Here is a 19,118-nt window from a genome sequence, read left to right as displayed (position 1 = left end):
TTGGCGAGGTGGGCGGAGGAGGAAACCTCCGCCCACCTCACGCGTCATTCGGTGAAGCCGTAGCCGTCGTTCGACGAGATGTTGGCGTCGATCTCGGACACCGCCTGATCGAGCGCGGTGTTCACGTCCGCGCCGTTCATGATGTCCTTCGCGGCTGTCTCGAACGTCGAGGAGATCACCGCGTAGGCCGGCGTCTCCGGGCGCAGGACCGCGAAGTTCTGCGACAGCTCGACGAAGGGACGGAGGACGCCGTCGTCGCCGAAGTACTTCGACGCCTGCGCAGCGGTTTCGGTCGCGGGGATGACGATCTGCTCGTCCGCGAACTGGGTGATGTACTCGTCCTGGAAGCTGAACTCCAGGTATGCGCGCGCTCCGTCGGCGTCGTTGCACGACGACGAGATGGCCCACTGCCACGAGCCGCCGCCGATCTTCGGGCCGTTGCCGAGGTCCGGCGGGGGCAGGATGACCAGGTCGTCGCCGATCGCGTCGACCGAGGCGAGGGCGTTCCAGACTCCGGTGTAGCTCAGGGCCACCTCGTCGTCGACGAACTCCTGGTTGCCGACGGTGCCGTTGGCGTTCGCGTAGCCGTCGGCGAAGAGGTTCTGGAACCACGTACCCCAGGCGATCGCGTCGTCACCGTTGAGCGCTCCTTCGGCGCTGAGCATCGTGTCACGGTCGATCAGGTCGCCGCCGAAGCTCTGCAGGAACGGAGAGTAGGCGTAGGGCCACCATTCGCCGGTGTCCTCAGCGCCGATATCGATGGGGGTCTCGTAGCCGGCGGCCTTGAGCGTCGCGAGCGCGCTCGCGAACTCCTCCTCGTCCCACGGCTCGTCGACCGTCGCGATGCGGATGCCGTTCGCCTCGAGCACGGACTTGCGGGCGAAGATCGAGAGCGCGGCGTCCCAGTACCCCGCCGAATAGATCTCGTCGTCCCACGTGCCGACAGCGGTCGGCAGCAGCGAATCGGTGATCTCGGCCGGGAGGCCCAGCGGCTGGATGTAACCGGCCCAGGCCCAGTTCGGCATGATCGGCCCGTCGAGGTCGAGCAGGCAGGGCAGATCTCCGGATGCCGCCGCTGCGACGACGGCGTCGTTGTACGCGCCCTGCGGGAACGACTCCTCGACGACCTCGTAGTCATCCTGCGAGGCGTTGAAGTCGGAGATGATCTGCTCGTACACGGCGAGTTCGGCGGGGTTTCCCGCCGAGTGCGTCCACATGGTCAGCTTCGTACGACCGTCCTCAGTGGTGCTGTCGCCCTGACCGGCCTGCCCGCAGCCGGTGAGTGCGAGCACACCAACGAGCCCCGCCGCGGCGAGAGTCGATGCGGATGTGCGCTTCATTGTGCTTTCCTGTTCTGGTGGCCGAACACGCGGTCACCGTTCGGGGGTCGCCGACAGCGACCGCTCGGTGTGATGTGAGGTCCGTCGCCGGTTCGGTTTGGCGACATGCGCCGGCGGCGGGCCCACGGAGTCTCGTCTGATGACGGGACACGTCATTTGGTGCGTGGCATCCTGCTCCTCCGCCGCGCGGATGCCGAGCGCGACCTCCATCGCCCATTTCCCCATTTCGTAGTGCGGGAGAGCGATGGTGGTCAGGGGAGGTTCTTGTTCGGCCGCGATGAACTGCTGGTCGTCGTAGCCGATGATCGAGAGGTCGTGAGGGATGCGCAGTCCGCGGGCGTGCGCGGCTGCGTACGCTCCGACCGCCATCCGGTCGTTGAAGCAGAACAGAGCCGTCGGCCGGACGGCATCCGGGAGCTGCAGGAGATGCTCGGCCGCCTCTCTTCCGCCTCGGATCGAGGTCTCACCGTGCACGTGCAAGGCGGGATCGACGCGAAGGCCCGCCTCACGCAGCACCTCACGATAGCCCTCGAGGCGGAGGTCTGCGGCGATCGGTCGAGTGGGGCCCTCGTCCGTGTCGATGAAAGCGATGCGGCGATGACCTGCGGCGACGAGCTCGCGTGTCGCGGCCGCGCCGCCGGCGCGATCGTCAGGCACGACGCTCCGAAACCCGCCGGCGTCGGGCCGACAGTCGAGGAACACCGCATCCGCCGGCAGCCCATCGGGCACCGGGACGATCTGATGCCACATCGCCGCGTAGATGGTCGCGTCGACCTGCTGAGCGGCGAGTGCGCGGATCGCCGACTGCTCGACGGCGCGATCACCGCCGGTGTCGACGAGAAAGACGAGCTTTTCATGGGCGCGGGCGACGTCCTGAGCCCCCGCCAGCATCCGCCCGGCGAACGGAGTCGTTGCGATCTGATCGGATATCAGGCCGACGGTCTGAGAGCGCCTCTGGCGCAGGCCGCGCGCGAGCGAACTCGGCGCGTAACCCACGGCCTCGGCCGCTGACCGTACCCGATCACGCGTCTCTCGAGATATGCGGGACTCGACGTCGTTGAGCACGAGAGACACTGTCGTCGCCGACACGCCTGCGGCGGCGGCCACGTCGGTGATCCTTGCTCGCGCCATCTCATCACTTCCTCGTGATAAATCGATTTATCTGTTCAGTGATTATGACCGAAGGCGATCGCGGCGTCAACCACTCCTAGAATTCTCGGCATGAGCACCCTCGGCGATGCGGCGCGAGCGCCAGGTGCGTCCGCCGACGCCTCCCGGCCGCCGCTGCACAAGGTGCTCAACAACAACGTCGTCATCCAGTTCGACGAGTCGGGTCGAGAACGTGTGCTCATGGGGCGCGGCATCGGCTTCCAGCTCAAGCCCACCGACACGATCGACCCGGCGAAGGTCGAGAAGACCTTCATCCTCGACGGGGGTGACAGCGGCGAGAACGAGCTGCGGCTGCTCGCCGAGGTGCCCTACCCCGTGCTCGAGGCGGTCAGCCGCGCCGTCGACGGTGCGGAGCGCACCCTCGGCCGCGCGCTCGGACGCGGCTTCACGATCGCGGTGCTCGACCACATCCAGTTCGTCCTCGAGCGCCTCGATCAGGGGCTGCGGATCCCCTCCACGCCGATGCCCGAGCTGCGCGTGCTGCACCCGCAGGAGTTCGCGGCCGCCGCGGCGATGGCGTCGTCGATCGGCACGGCGCTGGGTCGCGAGCTGCCGCCCGAGGAGGGCGTCTTCCTCACGATGCACCTGCTCAACGCGACGCGCGACGAGCCGAACGGCACCGCTGCGCTGCTGTTCCGTCGCGTGCAGCACGTCGTCACGACCGTCGAGAACCAGCTCGGCGTGCGCCTGGACACCGAGAGCCTCGACTATGCGCGCTTCGTGCTGCACGTGCAGTTCCTGCTGCAGCGCCTCGTCTCCCGCTCGATGCTGCGCAGTCACGACACGTCGTTCTTCGAGTTCGCCAAGCACTCGTATCCCGAGTCGTTCGAGATCGCGACCGAGGTCAAGGCGTACGTGCGCGCCGCCACCGAATCGGAGCTCACCGACGAGGAGGTGCTGTACCTCATCGTCCACATCGAGCGACTGAAGACGCAGGTGCGGCAGCCCGAGCCTGGACAGCCGGAGGATCCCGTGCTACCGTGACTCCCGATCCCATGGATCGTTACCGCATCAGCGGGCGAAACCTGGACTCATCGAAAGCTCCCGCTTTCACCGAGTCCAGGTTTTTTTGTTGCCCGGGCGCAGAAGCCCGAGCCTGAACACACGGAAAGGCGAATCCGATGGCGGATTACGCGAAGACCGCGGCCGGCGTGCTCGCCGGCGTCGGCGGCGAGGACAACGTCCAGAACCTCGTGCACTGCGCGACCCGGCTGCGCTTCGTCCTGAAGGACGAGAGCAAGGCGAATACGGCGGCCGTCAAGGCCACGCCCGGCGTCGTCACGGTCGCGCAGGCCGGCGGTCAGTACCAGGTCGTCATCGGCAACGACGTGCCCGACGTCTTCGCCGAGATCGGCAAGATCTCGCGCTTCGGCGGCGGCCACGACGGCTCCGGCGGCACCCCCGCCGCGCCGGGCGAGAAGGGCAGCCTCTTCTCCCGCTTCATCACGATGATCTCGGGGATCTTCACCCCCGTGCTGTGGACCCTCGCCGGCACCGGCCTGCTGAAGGCGTTCCTCGCCGCGGCCGTCACCTTCGGCTGGATGGATGCCACAACGTCGACCTACGCGGTGCTGAACGCCCTCTCCGACGCGTTCATCAACTTCCTCCCGATGGCCCTCGCCATCACGGCAGCGCGCTACTTCAAGGCCAACGAGTGGACCTCGTTCGCGATCGCCGGCGCCCTGCTGTACCCGACGATGACGGCGCTGGTCGGCGCTCCGGAGCTCACGATCTTCGGCATTCCATTCACGATGGTCAGCTACGTGTCCAGCGTCATCCCGATCGTCATCATCGTGTGGCTGCAGTCGCACGCCGAGCGCTTCCTCTACCGTGTGCTGCCCGGCGCGATCAAGCGCTTCGTCACCCCGATGATCGTCGTGCTCGTCGCGGTGCCGATCGTCTTCCTCGTCATCGGCCCGATCTCCGACCTGCTCGGCGGCTGGCTGGGCGACGGCATCGGCTGGGTGTTCTCCACCGTGCCGTGGCTGGGCGGTGCGATCATGGGCGGTCTGTGGCAGGTGTTCGTCATCTTCGGTCTGCACTGGGGCCTCGTCCCGGTGTTCCAGATCGAGTTCCAGACGACCGGTCAGATGCTCCTCATCGCCCCCGTCTTCGCCGCCGTCCTCGCTCAGGCGGGTGCCGTCGCCGGTGTCTGGGTGCGCGCCCGCAACAAGAACCTCAAGTCCCTCGCCGCGCCCGCGACGCTGTCGGCATTCCTCGCCGGCATCACCGAGCCCGCGATCTACGGCCTCAACCTGCCGCTCAAGCGCCCGTTCGCCTTCGGCATCGCCGGCGGCGCGCTCGGTGGAGCGATCGTCGCGATCGGCGGCGTGTTCTCGACGGCGTTCGTCGTTCCCGGCGGACTCGCCCTGCCGGCCCTGTTCGGCAACGGCAACATGATCATGCTGGGGCTCGGTCTGCTCGTCGCGATCGTCCTGCCGTTCATCCTCACCATCGTCGTCGGCTTCAAGGAGCCGTCCGACGAAGGCGTCACCGTCCCGGCAGAGGCGAACGACGTCGTGGTGCTGAGCCCCCTCGACGGCACCGTCGTGAAGCTGTCCGAGACGCCGGATGCCGCGTTCGCGGACGGCTCCCTCGGCCAGGGCGTCGCGATCCTGCCCCGCTCGGGCGCGGTCTACGCCCCGTTCGACGGCGTCGTGGCCGCCGCGTTCCCGACCGGGCACGCGATCGGTCTGCGCCACGCCGACGGCGCGGAGCTGCTGATCCACATCGGCATCGACACCGTGAAGCTGAACGGCGAGCACTTCGACGTCAAGGTCACGACCGGTCAGCAGGTGAGCGCCGGCGACCTGCTGCTGACGTTCGACGGCGACGCGATCGAGCAGGCCGGTTACGACCTGACGACCCCGGTCGTCGTCACGAACCCCGACCTGTACCCGGAGGTGGGCACGCCGGCATCCGGCCCCATCGCCCACGGCGAGACGCTGTTCTCGGCGATCGCGGTCGAGTCGCTCGCGACGGTGAAGTAATCACGCAAGGAGACACACACACATGAGCATCACCACGCATTTCCCCGACGGCTTCCTGTGGGGCGGCGCGACCGCCGCGAACCAGCTCGAAGGCGCGTACCTCGAAGACGGCAAGGGCCTGTCGATCCAGGACGTCATGCCGAAGGGCATCATGACCCCCCGCACCGAAGGCCCGACCGACGACAACCTCAAGCAGGTCGGCATCGACTTCTACCACCGCTACGCGGAGGACATCGCCCTGTTCGCCGAGATGGGCTTCAAGGTCTTCCGCTTCTCGATCGCGTGGAGCCGCATCTTCCCGAAGGGCGACGAGACCGAGCCCAACGAGGCCGGCCTCGCCTTCTACGACCGCGTGCTCGACGAGCTCGAGCGCCACGGCATCGAGCCGCTGGTCACCATCTCGCACTACGAGACGCCCCTGCACCTCGCGGAGCAGTACGACGGCTGGGTGAACCGCGACCTCATCGGCTTCTACGAGCGCTACGTGCGGGTGCTGTTCTCCCGCTACGGCGCACGCGTGAAGTACTGGCTGACCTTCAACGAGATCAACTCGGTCGTCCACGCCCCGTTCATGTCGGGCGGCATCAACACGCCCAAGGACCAGCTCTCCAAGACCGACCTGTACCAGGCCGTGCACCACGAGCTCGTCGCGTCGGCCCTCGCCACGAAGGTCGCCCGCGAGCTCGCCCCCAACGCGCAGATCGGTTGCATGGTGCTCTCCATGCCCGTCTACCCTCTGACGCCGAACCCGGACGACGTCTTCGCGGCGCTGACGACCGAGCGCGTCAACCTCGCCTTCGGCGACATCCACGTGCGCGGCGAGTACCCCGGCTACTACCTGCGGAGCCTGCGCGAGATGGGCGTCGAGCTGCAGATCAGCGACGACGACAAGGTGCTGCTCAAGGAGCACACCGTCGACTTCGTCTCGTTCAGCTACTACTCCTCGATCTGCGAGACGGTCGACGAGGACAAGCGCGTCATGGGCGAGGGCAACCTGTTCGGCGGCGTGAAGAACCCGACCCTGAAGGAGTCGGAGTGGGGCTGGCAGATCGACCCCGTCGGCCTGCGCCTCGTGCTCAACCAGTTCTGGGACCGCTGGCAGAAGCCGCTGTTCATCGTCGAGAACGGTCTGGGCGCGAAGGACGAGCTCGTCGAGGTCGACGGTGTGAAGACCGTCGTCGACGACTACCGCATCGCCTACCTGCAGGCCCACCTCGAGGCCGTCGGCGAGGCGATCGAAGACGGCGTCGACCTGCTCGGCTACACGACGTGGGGCTGCATCGACCTGGTGTCGGCCTCCACCGCCCAGCTCAGCAAGCGGTACGGCTTCGTCTACGTCGACCGCAACGACGACGGCACCGGCACCCTGGACCGCTTCAAGAAGAAGTCCTTCGACTGGTACGCCGAGGTCATCCGCACCAACGGAGCCTCCCTCTCCGCGTGAGCGCACTCCACCCCTGACCGACGCCGTCGCGACCCGAACCTGAGAGCGGGTCGCGGCGGCGTCACCACTTCCCCGAGCCCTTCCCCCGAGCCCCTTCTCCGAGGCACCCCATGACATCTCCCGCGCCCGTCCGCCGCCGCGCCGTCTTCCTCGACGTCGACGGCACCCTCATGCAGGACGGCCACCACATCCCGCCGTCGGCGATCGACGCGATCCGCACGGCGCGCGCCCGCGGCCACCTCGTGCTGCTGAGCACGGGCCGCGGCATGGCCGAACTGCGCGGCGACATCATGGACATCGGCTTCGACGGCGCCGTCACCAACGGCGGGGCCTACGCGAGCACCGGCGACGAGATCGTGATGGCCCGGATGCTGTCGGCCGACGACGTGGCTCACCGCCTTCGCGCGGCACGGGCTCATCTGACCCGCTCACCGCGCATTCATCCGGCTCCGCGAGAATGGAACACGTGACCTCGACAGACTCCCCCCAGCGCATCGCCTTCATCGACGTCGACGGGACGATCCTCGAGCACGGCTCGATCATCGCCCCCTCGACCATCACCGCCATCCGCACGGCGCGCGCGAACGGTCACCTGGTGTATCTGTGCACCGGTCGCGCCGACGGCGACATCCACCCGTCGGTGCGCGAGATCGGCTTCGACGGCGCCATCACCAACGGCGGCGCCTTCGCGACCCGGGGCGACGAGCGCGTCGTCGAGCACCTCATGCCGCGGGGCGACGTCGACCGGATGGTCGCCTACTTCGAGGCGCACGGCATCCACTACTTCCTGCAGACCAACGACGCCGTCTACGCGAGCGAGGGGATCGGCGGGTTCGTCGCCGAGTTCTTCGAGCAGCGCCGCGCCCGGCACGCCGAGGACCTCGCCGCACTCGGGCTCGAGGAGGACGACGAGCCGTTGCCGATGATCGCGTACCGCCCGATGGCCGAGGCCGACCTCGACGCCGTCGTGAAGTCGACGTTCATCAGCAACCACTCCGACACGCTCGACCACGCGCAGGCCGAGCTCGGCGAGCGCTTCCACGTCATCCCCGGGTCGATCCCGCTGCCCGGCGGCTCGAACGGCGAGATCATGGTGCGGGGCGTCAACAAGGGCTCCGCGATCCTCGAGGTGCTGGACCTGCTCGGCAAGGACGCCGCGGATGCCGTGGGCATCGGCGACAGCTGGAACGACGTCGAGATGTTCCAGGTCGTCGGCGACGCGTTCGCGATGGGCGGCGCCGACCCCGAGCTGCAGGCGATCGCCGGCAAGGTCACCACGGGCGTGCTCGAGGACGGGGTGCGCAACGCGCTCGTGTCCGCCGGGATGGTCTGAGGGGCCCCGCGCCGGGGCGCCGGCTCAGGCGTCGGCGCCGAGGTTGACGAGCGTGCCGTGCGGGTCGCGGATGCGGGCGACCCGCTCGCCCCAGGGCATGTCGGCGGGCTCCGCCTCGACCGCGGCGCCGCTGCGGACGGCGGCTTCGAAGGCGGCGTCAACGTCGTCGACGTAGAACCACAGGGCGGCGCGGTCGCCGGCGCCGGCATCCGGCGTCTGCGGATCCCAGCCGATGCCGAGCTTCACCCCGCCGATCGACAGCGCCACGTACACGTCGCGACCGTCCTGGTCGAACCGGTACTCGACGACGCCACCGAGCGCGCGCTCGTAGAAGTCGACGAGACCCGGCAGGTCACGGGTCGACAGGATCGGGAAGCAACTGCGCACCCCCATGCGGGGAACGCTAGTCGAGGAACACGTCCGGGAACAGGGCCCCGTCAGGCGTTCCGGGCACCGCCGCGTAGCCCGAGAAGTCGCGGACACCGGCGGCCTCGAGCACGTCCTCGACGATGAGCGTCTGACCGGTGTACTCGCGTGCCGGCTTCGTCAGCACCTCGCAGGCCGCGTCGGCGTAGATCTCGGGGGTGCGGCTGACGGCCATCATCCGGTCGCCGCCGAGCGAGTACTGCACCGCCGCGGTCGCGATCGTCGTGCGCGGCCACAGCGTGTTGGCGGCGATGCCGTCGCCCGCGAACTCGGCCGCGAACCCGAGGGTCGCCATCGTCATCCCGTACTTGGCCATCGTGTAGCCGGTGTGGGCGCCGAGCCACTTCGGCGAGAGGTTCAGCGGCGGCGACAGCGACAGGATGTGCGGGTTGCCGGCATCCTTCAGCATCGGGATCGCGGCGCGGGAGAGCAGGAAGGTGCCGCGCACGTTGACGTCCTGCATCAGGTCGTACTTCTTCGTCGCGAGTGCGAGCGAGCCGGACAGGTCGATCGCCGAGGCGTTGTTGACGACGATGTCGATGCCGCCGAACTCGCCCTGCACGGTGAGCACAGCCTCGGTGATCGAGTCCTCGTCGCGCACGTCGCCGACGATCGGGAGGGCGCGCCCGCCCGCCGCCTCGATCGCGGCCGCCGCGGTGTGCACGGTGCCCTCGAGTTTGGGGTGCGGCGCGTCGGTCTTCGCGAGGATCGCGATGTTGGCGCCGTCGCGCGCGGCGCGCAGCGCGATGGCCAGGCCGATGCCGCGGCTGCCGCCCGACATGAGGATCGTCTTGCCGGCGAGGGTCATCGGGGCTCCTTCGTGGTCGTCTTGCGGGAGGCGGCGGCGAACGCGGCGATGCGCGTCGCGGCGGCGTCGGTGTCGAACGCGCGCCCGATCGTCGCCGCCTCGTCGTCGAGGTTCTCGGCGAGGCCACGGTGGGCACCGGCGCGGATGAGGCGCTTGGCCTGGCCGAACGCGGCGGTCGCCCCGTCGAGCCAGGTGCGCGCGACCTCCGCGGCGCGGGCGGCCGGGTCGCCGGTGACCTCGGTGACGAGGCCCCAGTCCAGCGCCGTGGCGGCGTCGATCGTCGTGTCGGTGAGCAGCAGCTGCAGCGCCCGACGCTGACCGACCGCTGCCGGCAGCAGCGTCGAGACGCCCAGATCGGGCGTCAGTCCGATGTTCGCGTACTTGCTCACGAACTTCGCCGACGGTGCGGCGACGATGTGGTCGGCGGTCAGCATGAGCCCGAGCCCGCCACCGGCGACGGCGCCCTGCACGGCCGCGACGATCGGCTTGTCGGACTCTGTGAACGTGCGGATGCCGTCGTGGATGACGTGCGCCATCTCGGTGATCCGGGCCCCGTCGGCGCCCGAGGCCGACATCGCCACGACGTCGCCGCCGGCGCAGAAGGCGGGACCGTTCGCGTCGAGCAGGATCGCACCGACCGTGTCGTCCTCGGTCAGCTCGTGCGCGAGGGCCTGCCAGCGCGCCCCCATCTCGAAGTCCATCGCGTTGAGGAACGCGGGACGGTTGAAGGTGAGGCGGGCCAGCGCGCCGTCGCGCGTCAGCAGGATCGTGTCGCTCATCGCGGCATCCTTTCACTACGGTCGGTGTCCACAACTCCGGAGACGCGGGGCGCGCGGGACCGGAACGGCCGGAATCGCGCGGTCGGCGCCGAGTTCTCCGGAGTTGCGAACCGGGTGCGGCGGCGTCCGGTCACTTCGGCGCCATCCGGATCGCCCCGTCGAGGCGGATCGTCTCGCCGTTGAGGTAGCCGTTGCGCACGATCTCGAGCACGAGCGAGGCGTACTCGTCGGGGCGGCCGAGGCGGGCCGGATGCGGCACCTGCCGGCCGAGGCTGTCCTGCGCCTCGGCGGGCAGCGAGGCGAGCATGGGGGTCTCCATGATGCCGGGCGCGATGGTCACGACGCGGATGGCGTGGCGGGCGAGCTCCCGGGCGATCGGGAGGGTCATGGCGTGCACGCCGCCCTTGCTCGCGGAGTAGGCCGGTTGCCCGATCTGCCCGTCGAAGGCCGCGACGGAGGCGGTGTTGACGATGACGCCGCGGTCGCCGTCGTCGCCCGGTGCGGTGGCCGCCATCGCGGCGGAGGCCTGGGCGATGACGTTGTAGGTGCCGATGAGGTTGACCCGCACGATCCGCTCGAAGTGCTCGAGCGGGGTCGGCGCGCCGTCGCGGTCGAGCACCTTCGCGGGCGGGGCGATGCCGGCGCAGTTGACGACGACACGCAGCGGCCCGGCCGCGGATGCCTTCGCCACCGCGGCGGCGACCTGCGTGGGATCGGTGACGTCGGCGGCGACGAAGTCCCCGCCGAGTTCGGCGGCGCGGTCGGCGCCGGGGGAGGTCGGCAGGTCGACGAGCACGACGTGTGCGCCTGCGGCGGCCAGGGCGCGGGCGGTCGCGAGTCCCAGCCCGCTGGCGCCGCCGGTGACGAGGGCGGATGCTCCGACGATGTCCATGCTCTTCCTTCGCTCTCCGTCGAACGTGGTCCTGCATCCCACTCTAGGTGAAACTGCGTGTCACCTGCGCGGGTGGATCCGCACGCCGATCCGGGCGATCAGCTCGTCCGGCACGGCCAGGAGCGCCCGTGACGGGGCGTCGTCGACCAGGCGCTGCGCGAGGCGTACGGCGACGGCGGCATCCCGCCGTCGGTAACCCGTGACGTGGTGACCGTCGATCTCCCACTCGCGATCCCCCGCCGATCGGGTGCGCACCGTGACCGCGGCGCGGTTCGGCTCGGACACGTATCCACCGCCGAGGATCCCGAGCAGCACCGGGCCGACCGAGTCGGCCAGGCGCGGCGAGGGCAGGATCGTCGTCGGCAGGTCGGTGCGCAGCTCGACGACCTCGTCCCACACGACCGCCTCCTGCGCGTGCGTGCCGTCCCAGAGTTCGACGCCGCCGGTCGTGAGGCGCACGTGCCGCACCGCGACGTCACCGATCGCGACCGCGGGGACGCCGGCGCCCGCCGCGGCCACCGCCGTGAGAGGGCCCAGTCGTGACGCCATGCCTCCACTCAACCAGACCGTGCGCCGGGACGCCGGGGGAGAGAGGATGGGGAGATGTCGATTCCGACGACGGAGCTGCCGATCCCGCACAAGGTGCGCGAGCTCGCCCAGGGCGCGGGCCTGGACCCGGTTTGGCTCAACGAGGCCGGCGGCATCACGTGGCGCACCGACGACGGACGGTTCGTCAAGTACGGCCCCCGCGACGACGAGGTGAGCATGGCGTCGGAAGCGGTGCGGATGGCGTGGGCCGGTGCCTACGCGCGCGTGCCCCGCGTGCTCGACTCCGGCGACGACGGCACGCACGAGTGGCTGGTGACGGCGGCGCTGCCGGGGGAGTCGGCCGTCGCGCCGCGGTGGATCGCCGACCCCGAGACCGCCGTCACGGCCGTCGGCCGGGGCCTGCGGATGCTGCACGACGCGCTCCCGGTCGGCGACTGCCCGTTCGAATGGACCGTGTCGGTGCGGTCGGCGAACGCCCGGCGGCGCGGCATCCGCGTGCCTGCAGCACTGCACGACGCCCCGCCGATCGACCGCTTCGTCGTGTGCCACGGCGATGCGTGCGTGCCGAACACGCTGCTCGACGATCAGGGTGCCCCGCTCGCGCATGTCGACCTCGGGGCGCTCGGCATCGGCGACCGCTGGGCCGACATCGCGGTCGCCTCGATGAGCACCGCGTGGAACTACGGTCCCGGCTGGGAGGACGCGCTCATCGACGCGTACGGCGTGCGGCCCGACCGGGCGCGGCTCGCGTACTACCGGGACCTGTGGGACGCGACATGAGTCATCCCGTGATGTTCGACGACGCCGATCCGCTGCTCGCGCGGCTGCGGCGCATCGCCCTCGCCCTTCCGGAGGCCGCCGAGAAGATCAGTCACGGCCGACCCACCTTCCACACGCAGCGCGTGTTCGCCTACTTCGGCGGGTCGCGACTGGACCGAGGTGGCCGAACTCGGCGACGCCTCGCCTACGACCAGACGAAGCGGAAGGTGCCGGCGGCGACGGCGACCGTCAGCGCCGCGGCGATGAGCAGCACGCCGCCCGCGAGGGCGAGGGCGTCACGGCGACCGAGCGTCGAGCGGCGCAGCCAGGTGCGGGTCATGGGCGCCCCGAACCCGCGGGCCTCCATCGCCGTGGCGAGTTTCGTGCCGCGGCGCACCGCGAAGACGAGCAGCACGAACGCCATCGAGAAGAACCGTCGCAGCGCGCCGCGGTCGCCCACCCCGCGCGCGCGACGGGCGAGTCCCATCGCGCGCCAGTCGTCGACGAACAATCCGAGGGTGCGGGTGCCGGCGAGCACGCCCAGCACGAAGCGGCTGGGCAGCCGCACGATCTGGGCGAGCGCGGCGGCGAGGTCGTTCGGGTCGGTGCGACCGAACAGCAGGATCGTCGGCAGTGCGAGTGCGAACACGCGCACCGCGACGGCGACCGCGAAGGCGATCGACGCGTCGCTGACGGCCGCGACGCCGAAGCTCCAGTAGACGGTCCCGCCCGGCTCGGCGTACAGCAGCATGCTGATGCCCGCGATGGGCGCCAGCGCCGCCAGCGGCAGCAGGCGCAGCAGCACGGTGCGGTAACCGAGACCGGTCAGCGGCACGCACAGCAGTTGCAATCCGATCGCGACGAGCGCGCTCACGACGTCGATCGAGGCGAGCAGCGGCACCGACAGCACGAGGGCGAGCAGGATCTTCGTCGCCGGGTTCACCCCGTCGAGCCACGCGGATGCCGGCGCCGCGACGGGCCGGGAGAGGACGGCCGTCATGCCGCCGACCGCCCGGAATCGGAGGCCGTCGCGGATGCGGTCAGCTCGACGTGCCGACCGCCGAGGTGGTGGGCGACGTCGGCGTCGTGGGTGACGGCGACGACGGCGCGCCCCTCGAGGATCTGCTCCTGCAGCAGCGCGACGAGCGACGTCCAGCCGCGGCGGTCCTGACCGAACGTCGGCTCGTCGAGCACCACGACCCGCGGACCCGTGGCCAGCACCGTCGCGACCGACAGCCGGCGCTTCTGCCCGCCCGACAGCGTGAACGGGTTCGCGAGGGCGAGCGGGGCGAGGCCGATCCGCTCCAGCAGGTCGTCGGCGATGCGCAGGACGGCCGGCTCGTCGAGCCCGAGCGCACGCGGCCCGACCGCGAGCTCCTCCCGGAGCGTGCGCGCGAGGAACTGGTGCTCGGGATCCTGGAAGACCGTGCCGATGCGGGTGAGCAGTTCGCGCGAGGTCCAGCGCGACGGGCGGGTCCCGCGTCTCCCCGCGAGCTCCGGCGCGGACTCGACCCGACCGCGCAGCTCGGGCAGGAGTCCGGCGAGCGTCAGCGCGAGCGTCGACTTGCCGGCGCCGTTGGGGCCGGTCACGACGGTGGCGGCCGCGCGCGCGATGTCGAGCTCGACGCCGGTGCGCACCGGCATCCGGCCGTCGCGGGAGACCGCGAGCGCGTGCGCGGACAGCAGCGGGGCGGATGCGGCATCCGCCGGCGCGAGCACGGGAAGGTCGACGGGCGCTCCCGGCACCCACACGCCGGCCGCGGCCAGCGCCGCACCCTGCGCCGCGAACACCTCGGCGGGCGGCCCGTCGGCGAGCAGGCCGCCGTCGGCGCCGACGACGATGACGCGGGTCATGAGGTCCTGCCAAACGGCGGTGCGGTGCTCGATGACCACGAGCGTGGCGCCGGTGCGGGACACCGCCCGCTCGACCGCGGCGCGCACCTCCCGCACCCCGGCGGGGTCGAGGTTGGCGGTCGGCTCGTCCAGCAGCAGTACGCCGGGATGCATCGCGAGCACGCCGGCCAGGGCGAGTCGCTGCTTCTGCCCGCCCGACAGCGCCTTCGTCGGGTGGTCGAGCGGCACGTCGAGTCCGACGTCTTCCAGCGCCTCGCCGACGCGCGCGGGGATGGCATCGGCCGGCAGGCCGAGGTTCTCGCAGCCGAAGGCGACGTCGTCGCCCACCCGCGACAGCACGACACCGGCATCCGGGTCCTGCTGCACGAGACCGACCCGGCCGCGCTGCGCCTGCGGCGGGGCGCCGTCGACGCGCAGGTCGCCGGTCTGCTCGCCTTCGTCGGCGCCGCCGAGCAGCCCCGCCATGCCGGCGAGCAGAGTGGACTTGCCGGCGCCGGACGCGCCGAGCAGCAGCACCCGCTCGCCGGGCTCGATCGTGAACGACACGTCCTGCACGGCGGGGAGCCGCCGACCGGCGTACCGCCACCCCCAGCCGGCGGCGACGATGCGCGCGGGAGCGGTCACCGTCAGACCTCGGCGCGCGCCTCGCGGCCGGCGGCGAAGCGACTGAGCGCGCCGGTCGCGGCGAGCGCCCGCACGAGCAGCCAGCCGACGACGCCGGCCAGCACCGCACCGGAGACGACGAGCGCCCCCAGGTAGATGGCGTTGAACTCGACCGTCTTGAGGATGTTCGGCGAGCTGCCGTAGAACATCTCGAAGATCCAGGCGGCGACGGCGGCGCCGATGCCGGCGAGGGCGGCGACCGGAAGTCCGAAGCGGCGGTACGCGAACGCCGCGAAGACGAGCTCGGCGCCGAGGCCCTGCACGATGCCGGACAGCACCGTCGAGACGCCCCACACATTGCCGATGAGCATCGAGACGATCGCCGCGACGACCTCGACGAGCAGGGCCGCTCCGGGCTTGCGGATGACGAGGCCGCCGATGACGCCGCCGATCAGCCAGATGCCGACGGCGATGCCGCCCAGGCCCGGCGTGAGCGCGTCCATGGCGCCGAACCAGGCGCCGCCGATCGTGTTCCACAGCCAGAACAGCAGGCCGATGGCGACGCCGAGGACGGCGGCGACGACGATGTCGACGACGCGCCAGCCGAAGCGGTTCGGCGTGGCCGTGGTGACGGGGGTGGACGCGGACGCGTGCATGTTCTCTCCTCCCTGCGCCGGCATGATCCGGATCAGGTTCGACGGTCGAAGCGTGGATCGCTTCCTCTCAGCCCGGCTCACCGGACTCCCGTGGTTGTGTCGTTGAGTATAGCCACGTCCACCGGGCGGTAGTTTTGACCGCATGTCCACGCTCGACGCGCCGCCCGACCCGGCGGAGACGTCCGAGCAGTCGGCATCCGAAATGCCGGCACCGGAGCAGCCGGCATCCGAGATCCCGGCATCCGAGATCCCGGCATCCGATCAGCAGGTGCTCGTGACGTACTCGGGCCGGCGCGCGCTGACCTGGCTCGACGACGACAGCGTCGGGCCGGTGCCGACGCCCGCGCAGGGCTACCCGGCCGACCTGCTCGCCAAGCGCCCGCACCGCACGCCCCTGCGCGCGACCGTCGTGATCCCGATGCTCGCGATCGTCGCGCTCGTCGGCGCCTATGTCGCCGCGACGCAGCTGTGGCCGCTGCACGCGGTGCCGCCGGAGGCGTCGGTCGTCGAGGTCGCCCCGCTCGCGGCCTCCGACACGGCGGTGGCGTGGCCGGCGACGGGCACGGCAGGCGTCGGCGTCGACGGGATCACCGCGGACGCCGTCTCGACGGATGCCGTGACCTCGATCGCGAGCATCACGAAGCTCGTGACCGCCCTCATGGTGCTCGACGAGTCGCCGCTGGCCGCCGGTGAGAGCGGCCCGACCTACACGTTCACGAACGCCGATCGCCGCAGCTACCAGGGCTTCCTCGCCCGCGGCGAGTCGGCGCTGGCCTACCCGGTGGGCGGATCGCTCACGCAGTACCAGCTGCTGCAGGGCGCCCTCATCGGTTCGGCGGGCAACTACGCCGACTACCTGGCGTCACGGTACTGGACCACCGACGCCGTCTTCGCCTCCGCCGCCCGCACCTGGCTGGCGCGGCACAACCTCGCCGGTATCACGGTCGTCGAGCCGACCGGCATCGATCCCGAGAACGCTGCGACGCCCGAGGCGGTGATCGCGCTGGGCGAGCTCGCCCTGGCGAACCCCGTCGTCGCCGAGATCGTGAAGACGCCGCAGGTGGATCTGCCGGGCGCGGGGACGGTCGCGAACACGAACGACCTGCTCGCCGATCCCACCGTGGTCGGGCTGAAGACCGGCACGCTCGACGGGCAGTACAACCTGCTCGCCGCGAAGGACGTCACCGTGGGCGAGACCACCGTGCGCGTGTTCGCGACGGCGCTCGGCCAGCCCGACGACGCCGCCCGCGACGGGGAGACCCAGCGTCTGCTCGATGCCGTCGCCGCCGAGGTGGCCGCTCCCCCGGTGATGCCGGCCGGCACCCGCATCGGCGTCGTCACGACGCCGTGGGGCGCCTCATCGGACATCGTGACGGATGCCGACATCTGGGTGGTGCTGTGGAACCGCGCCTCGGCATCCGCGGCTCCGACGGTCGATCTGGGCGAGGCGCGCACGGCGGGTGCCGACGTCGGGACCCTCACGCTCACCGGCCCGCTCGGGAAGGCGACGGTCGCCGCACACCTGACCGACGATCTCCCCGACCCCGACGGATGGTGGCGTCTCACCCACCCCCTCGAGCTCTTCGGCCTCGTCGACTGACCCTCCCCGGTCCGCCCCCGGTCGTCGAGCGAGCGAAGCGAGTCGAAACGCCCCGACCCCTCCCCGCCCGCACCCCCGGTCGTTGAGCGAGCGCAGCGAGTCGAAACGCCCCGAGCTTCCTCCGCCCGCCCCCCCGGTCGTTGAGCGAGCGCAGCGAGTCGAAACGCCCCGAGCCTTCCCCGCTCAGAACGGCCAGATCAGCGGCACATACAGCACCGCGACGGCGAGGAACACCAGCATGAGCGGGACCCCGAGCTTCCAGTAGTCGCCGAAGCGGTATCCGGCGGGCTGCATGACCATGAGGTTCGCGGGCGTCGCGACCGGCGTCAGGAACGCGGCCGCGCCGGCGACGGTGAGGGCCATCATGAACGGGAGCGGGCTCAGTCCCATGCCGCCGGCCACGGCGAGCGCGATCGGGACGACGACGAGCACCGTCGCGACGTTCGAGATGAACTGGCCGAAGACCATCGTGATGACGCACAGCACGAGCAGCGCCAGGTACGGCGAGTGGTCGCCGATGGCCGCGATGACGCCGCCGGCCACGATATCGGCCGCTCCGCTCGAGGTGAACGCGGCCGAGAGGGGAACCATCCCGGCGATCAGGACGACGGTGGTCCACGACACCGCCCGATAGGCCTGCGGCACCGTGACGACGCGCATCAGGACGAGCGCGGATACGGCGAGCAGTCCCGCGACGGCGGGCGGGACGACGCCCGTCGCGAGGAGCAGGACCATCACCCCGAGCACGACGAGCGCCCGCTTCGCACCGCGTCCGAGCGGCACGGCACGTTGCAGCGCCTGCGGCGGGGTGACGGCGATGACGTCGGGCGAGTCGACGTAGCTGGTCAGCGCCGCCCACGGGCCGCGCACGAGCACGGCATCCCCGGCGCGCAGCACGAGCGGACCCGCGGCGGGGGTCGCGTCGTCGTCGCGGCGCACCGCGAGGATGACGAGGTTTTCGTCGCGCGTGGTCATCCCGGCGCTCGCGGTGCGTCCGATGAGGGTCGAGCGCGGCGCGACGAGCACTTCGGCCACGCCCTCCTTCGAGGTGAACAGTGCGCCGGTCGCGTCGTCGACGCGGTAGCTCGAGCGCAGTGCGTGGGCGTAGTCGCTCGCGTCGGGCGCGCCACCGAAATGCTCGGCCGCACGGTCGGGCAGCAGCCGCCCGCCGAGGAGTGCGACGACCAGGGTCGTGAGCACCACGAGCGGGAGTCCGGCCAGGGCGAACTCGAAGAACGAGAACTCGCGCGCGCCGGCGCCCGCGGCAGCCTCGGAGACAACGATGTTGACGGGGGTGCCGGTGAGGGTCAGCAGCGATCCGGCACTCGCGGCGAACGCCAGCGGGATCAGCAGCTTCGACGGCGCGAGGCCGGCGCGCATCGCGACGACGACCACGACGGGCAGCAGCGCCGCGACGGCGCCGTTGATCGAGATGAACGCCGACAGCACGGCGACCATGAGGCAGACGATGACGGTGAGTCGCGCGCGCCCGCGCCCGGCGCGGCTCACGACCTGGTTGCCGATCCAGGCGGTCACGCCGGTGGCATCGAGCGCCTCGCTGACGACGAACAGCGTCGCGATGAAGATGACGGTCGGGTCGCCGAATCCCGCGAGCGCCTGGTTGAGGCTCAGGATGCCGGTGGCCCACAGGCTCAGCGACACCCCGATGGCGACGATCCCGAGGGGGATCTTCCCGCTCACGAACGCAACGACGGCGACACCGAGGATGACGAACGTCCAGGTGGCGGCATCCATGCGCCCCACCCTAGTGAGCCCTCCGGTCGTCGAGCGAGGAGCGTGAGGACGAGTCGAAACGCCCCGAACCCGGCACCGATGGCGGGTGCACGGGTTTCGATACGCCGGCTGCGCCGGCTACGCAACCACCGGCAACCTCCGGTCGTTGAGCGAGGAGCGC

The 19,118-nt window shown here is 70.9% G+C and carries 18 protein-coding genes and 1 riboswitch; of the genes, 7 read left to right on the top strand and 11 right to left on the bottom strand.

Annotation, left to right across the window (positions count from 1 at the left end; all coding sequences use genetic code 11):
- Positions 1-44 precede the first annotated feature (44 nt).
- Both C7474_RS14160 and C7474_RS14155 read right to left on the bottom strand, forming a co-directional pair.
- Positions 45-1,340 (bottom strand): sugar ABC transporter substrate-binding protein, encoded by a 1,296-nt coding sequence (locus C7474_RS14160; protein ID WP_121061032.1) that lies wholly within the window; start codon positions 1,338-1,340, stop codon positions 45-47.
- Positions 1,341-1,373: 33 nt separating this feature from the next.
- On the bottom strand, positions 1,374-2,447 hold the full coding sequence (locus C7474_RS14155) for a LacI family DNA-binding transcriptional regulator (protein WP_241965277.1): 1,074 nt from the start codon (positions 2,445-2,447) through the stop codon (positions 1,374-1,376).
- A gap of 114 nt (positions 2,448-2,561) precedes the next feature.
- Here C7474_RS14155 and C7474_RS14150 point away from each other — a divergent pair, with 114 nt between their 5' ends.
- The 5 genes from C7474_RS14150 to C7474_RS14130 all read left to right on the top strand — a co-directional run bounded on the left by C7474_RS14150 (position 2,562) and on the right by C7474_RS14130 (position 8,277).
- Positions 2,562-3,494, top strand: a complete 933-nt coding sequence (locus C7474_RS14150; RefSeq protein WP_121061028.1) for a PRD domain-containing protein — start codon at positions 2,562-2,564, stop codon at positions 3,492-3,494.
- A 137-nt stretch (positions 3,495-3,631) separates the two neighbouring features.
- Complete coding sequence (locus tag C7474_RS14145) at positions 3,632-5,500, top strand: beta-glucoside-specific PTS transporter subunit IIABC (RefSeq protein ID WP_121061026.1); 1,869 nt, start codon at positions 3,632-3,634, stop codon at positions 5,498-5,500.
- Between the two features lie 22 nt (positions 5,501-5,522).
- On the top strand, positions 5,523-6,944 hold the full coding sequence (locus C7474_RS14140; RefSeq protein ID WP_121061023.1) for a glycoside hydrolase family 1 protein: 1,422 nt from the start codon (positions 5,523-5,525) through the stop codon (positions 6,942-6,944).
- 110 nt (positions 6,945-7,054) lie between these two features.
- The gene (locus C7474_RS14135; RefSeq protein WP_121061021.1) at positions 7,055-7,414 is read left to right on the top strand and encodes an HAD hydrolase family protein; all 360 of its coding nucleotides are present in this window, start codon (positions 7,055-7,057) and stop codon (positions 7,412-7,414) included.
- Positions 7,411-8,277 (top strand): Cof-type HAD-IIB family hydrolase, encoded by an 867-nt coding sequence (locus C7474_RS14130; protein ID WP_422385810.1) that lies wholly within the window; start codon positions 7,411-7,413, stop codon positions 8,275-8,277. Before C7474_RS14135 ends, C7474_RS14130 begins: the two co-directional genes overlap by 4 nt.
- Positions 8,278-8,301: 24 nt before the next feature.
- Here C7474_RS14130 and C7474_RS14125 read toward each other — a convergent pair whose 3' ends face one another.
- From C7474_RS14125 to C7474_RS14105, 5 genes are all read right to left on the bottom strand, one after another.
- Positions 8,302-8,670 carry a VOC family protein gene (locus C7474_RS14125; RefSeq protein WP_121061017.1) on the bottom strand — a complete coding sequence of 123 codons (369 nt, stop codon included), beginning with the start codon at positions 8,668-8,670 and terminating at the stop codon, positions 8,302-8,304.
- A gap of 10 nt (positions 8,671-8,680) precedes the next feature.
- A complete protein-coding gene (locus C7474_RS14120; RefSeq protein ID WP_121061015.1) occupies positions 8,681-9,511 on the bottom strand; it encodes an SDR family oxidoreductase in 831 nt (276 codons plus the stop codon).
- Complete coding sequence (locus C7474_RS14115) at positions 9,508-10,290, bottom strand: enoyl-CoA hydratase/isomerase family protein (RefSeq protein ID WP_121061013.1); 783 nt, start codon at positions 10,288-10,290, stop codon at positions 9,508-9,510. The genes C7474_RS14120 and C7474_RS14115 overlap by 4 nt, the downstream gene beginning before the upstream one ends.
- A 130-nt stretch (positions 10,291-10,420) precedes the next feature.
- Positions 10,421-11,182: an SDR family NAD(P)-dependent oxidoreductase gene (locus tag C7474_RS14110; RefSeq protein ID WP_121061011.1), complete on the bottom strand. Its 762-nt coding sequence runs from the start codon at positions 11,180-11,182 to the stop codon at positions 10,421-10,423.
- A gap of 60 nt (positions 11,183-11,242) precedes the next feature.
- Positions 11,243-11,731 carry a hypothetical protein gene (locus tag C7474_RS14105; protein WP_147436728.1) on the bottom strand — a complete coding sequence of 163 codons (489 nt, stop codon included), beginning with the start codon at positions 11,729-11,731 and terminating at the stop codon, positions 11,243-11,245.
- Between the two features lie 54 nt (positions 11,732-11,785).
- On the opposite strand from C7474_RS14105, the gene C7474_RS14100 reads away from it, so the two are divergent.
- Positions 11,786-12,511, top strand: a complete 726-nt coding sequence (locus tag C7474_RS14100) for an aminoglycoside 3'-phosphotransferase (RefSeq protein WP_121061007.1) — start codon at positions 11,786-11,788, stop codon at positions 12,509-12,511.
- Between the two features lie 184 nt (positions 12,512-12,695).
- Here the strand turns inward: C7474_RS14100 and C7474_RS14090 are convergent, their stop codons facing one another.
- The 3 genes from C7474_RS14090 to C7474_RS14080 form a co-directional block, all read right to left on the bottom strand.
- Positions 12,696-13,490: an energy-coupling factor transporter transmembrane component T family protein gene (locus C7474_RS14090; RefSeq protein ID WP_121061005.1), complete on the bottom strand. Its 795-nt coding sequence runs from the start codon at positions 13,488-13,490 to the stop codon at positions 12,696-12,698.
- The gene (locus C7474_RS14085; RefSeq protein WP_241965276.1) at positions 13,487-14,968 is read right to left on the bottom strand and encodes an ABC transporter ATP-binding protein; all 1,482 of its coding nucleotides are present in this window, start codon (positions 14,966-14,968) and stop codon (positions 13,487-13,489) included. The genes C7474_RS14090 and C7474_RS14085 overlap by 4 nt, the downstream gene beginning before the upstream one ends.
- Positions 14,969-14,970: 2 nt before the next feature.
- Positions 14,971-15,603: an ECF transporter S component gene (locus C7474_RS14080; protein WP_121061003.1), complete on the bottom strand. Its 633-nt coding sequence runs from the start codon at positions 15,601-15,603 to the stop codon at positions 14,971-14,973.
- Positions 15,596-15,705: riboswitch (TPP riboswitch) on the bottom strand. It overlaps the preceding gene by 8 nt.
- A gap of 40 nt (positions 15,706-15,745) precedes the next feature.
- On the opposite strand from C7474_RS14080, the gene C7474_RS14075 reads away from it, so the two are divergent.
- The gene (locus C7474_RS14075; protein WP_241965275.1) at positions 15,746-17,203 is read left to right on the top strand and encodes a D-alanyl-D-alanine carboxypeptidase family protein; all 1,458 of its coding nucleotides are present in this window, start codon (positions 15,746-15,748) and stop codon (positions 17,201-17,203) included.
- Positions 17,204-17,386: 183 nt separating this feature from the next.
- Here C7474_RS14075 and C7474_RS14070 read toward each other — a convergent pair whose 3' ends face one another.
- On the bottom strand, positions 17,387-18,958 hold the full coding sequence (locus C7474_RS14070; RefSeq protein WP_121061001.1) for an SLC13 family permease: 1,572 nt from the start codon (positions 18,956-18,958) through the stop codon (positions 17,387-17,389).
- Positions 18,959-19,118 lie beyond the last annotated feature (160 nt).

Source organism: Microbacterium telephonicum, from assembly GCF_003651225.1.
GTDB lineage: Bacteria > Actinomycetota > Actinomycetes > Actinomycetales > Microbacteriaceae > Microbacterium > Microbacterium telephonicum.
This window is presented reverse-complemented; position numbering and strand designations above follow the sequence as displayed.

Coding starts and splice junctions, on each gene's coding strand:
- C7474_RS14150 (WP_121061028.1), top strand. CDS start 2,562: ATGAGCACCCTCGGCGATGCGGCGCGAGCGCCAGGTGCGTCCGCCGAC.
- C7474_RS14125 (WP_121061017.1), bottom strand. CDS start 8,670: ATGGGGGTGCGCAGTTGCTTCCCGATCCTGTCGACCCGTGACCTGCCG.
- C7474_RS14070 (WP_121061001.1), bottom strand. CDS start 18,958: ATGGATGCCGCCACCTGGACGTTCGTCATCCTCGGTGTCGCCGTCGTT.
- C7474_RS14100 (WP_121061007.1), top strand. CDS start 11,786: ATGTCGATTCCGACGACGGAGCTGCCGATCCCGCACAAGGTGCGCGAG.
- C7474_RS14080 (WP_121061003.1), bottom strand. CDS start 15,603: ATGCACGCGTCCGCGTCCACCCCCGTCACCACGGCCACGCCGAACCGC.
- C7474_RS14160 (WP_121061032.1), bottom strand. CDS start 1,340: ATGAAGCGCACATCCGCATCGACTCTCGCCGCGGCGGGGCTCGTTGGT.
- C7474_RS14115 (WP_121061013.1), bottom strand. CDS start 10,290: ATGAGCGACACGATCCTGCTGACGCGCGACGGCGCGCTGGCCCGCCTC.
- C7474_RS14105 (WP_147436728.1), bottom strand. CDS start 11,731: ATGGCGTCACGACTGGGCCCTCTCACGGCGGTGGCCGCGGCGGGCGCC.
- C7474_RS14135 (WP_121061021.1), top strand. CDS start 7,055: ATGACATCTCCCGCGCCCGTCCGCCGCCGCGCCGTCTTCCTCGACGTC.
- C7474_RS14075 (WP_241965275.1), top strand. CDS start 15,746: ATGTCCACGCTCGACGCGCCGCCCGACCCGGCGGAGACGTCCGAGCAG.
- C7474_RS14090 (WP_121061005.1), bottom strand. CDS start 13,490: ATGACGGCCGTCCTCTCCCGGCCCGTCGCGGCGCCGGCATCCGCGTGG.
- C7474_RS14145 (WP_121061026.1), top strand. CDS start 3,632: ATGGCGGATTACGCGAAGACCGCGGCCGGCGTGCTCGCCGGCGTCGGC.
- C7474_RS14140 (WP_121061023.1), top strand. CDS start 5,523: ATGAGCATCACCACGCATTTCCCCGACGGCTTCCTGTGGGGCGGCGCG.
- C7474_RS14120 (WP_121061015.1), bottom strand. CDS start 9,511: ATGACCCTCGCCGGCAAGACGATCCTCATGTCGGGCGGCAGCCGCGGC.
- C7474_RS14110 (WP_121061011.1), bottom strand. CDS start 11,182: ATGGACATCGTCGGAGCATCCGCCCTCGTCACCGGCGGCGCCAGCGGG.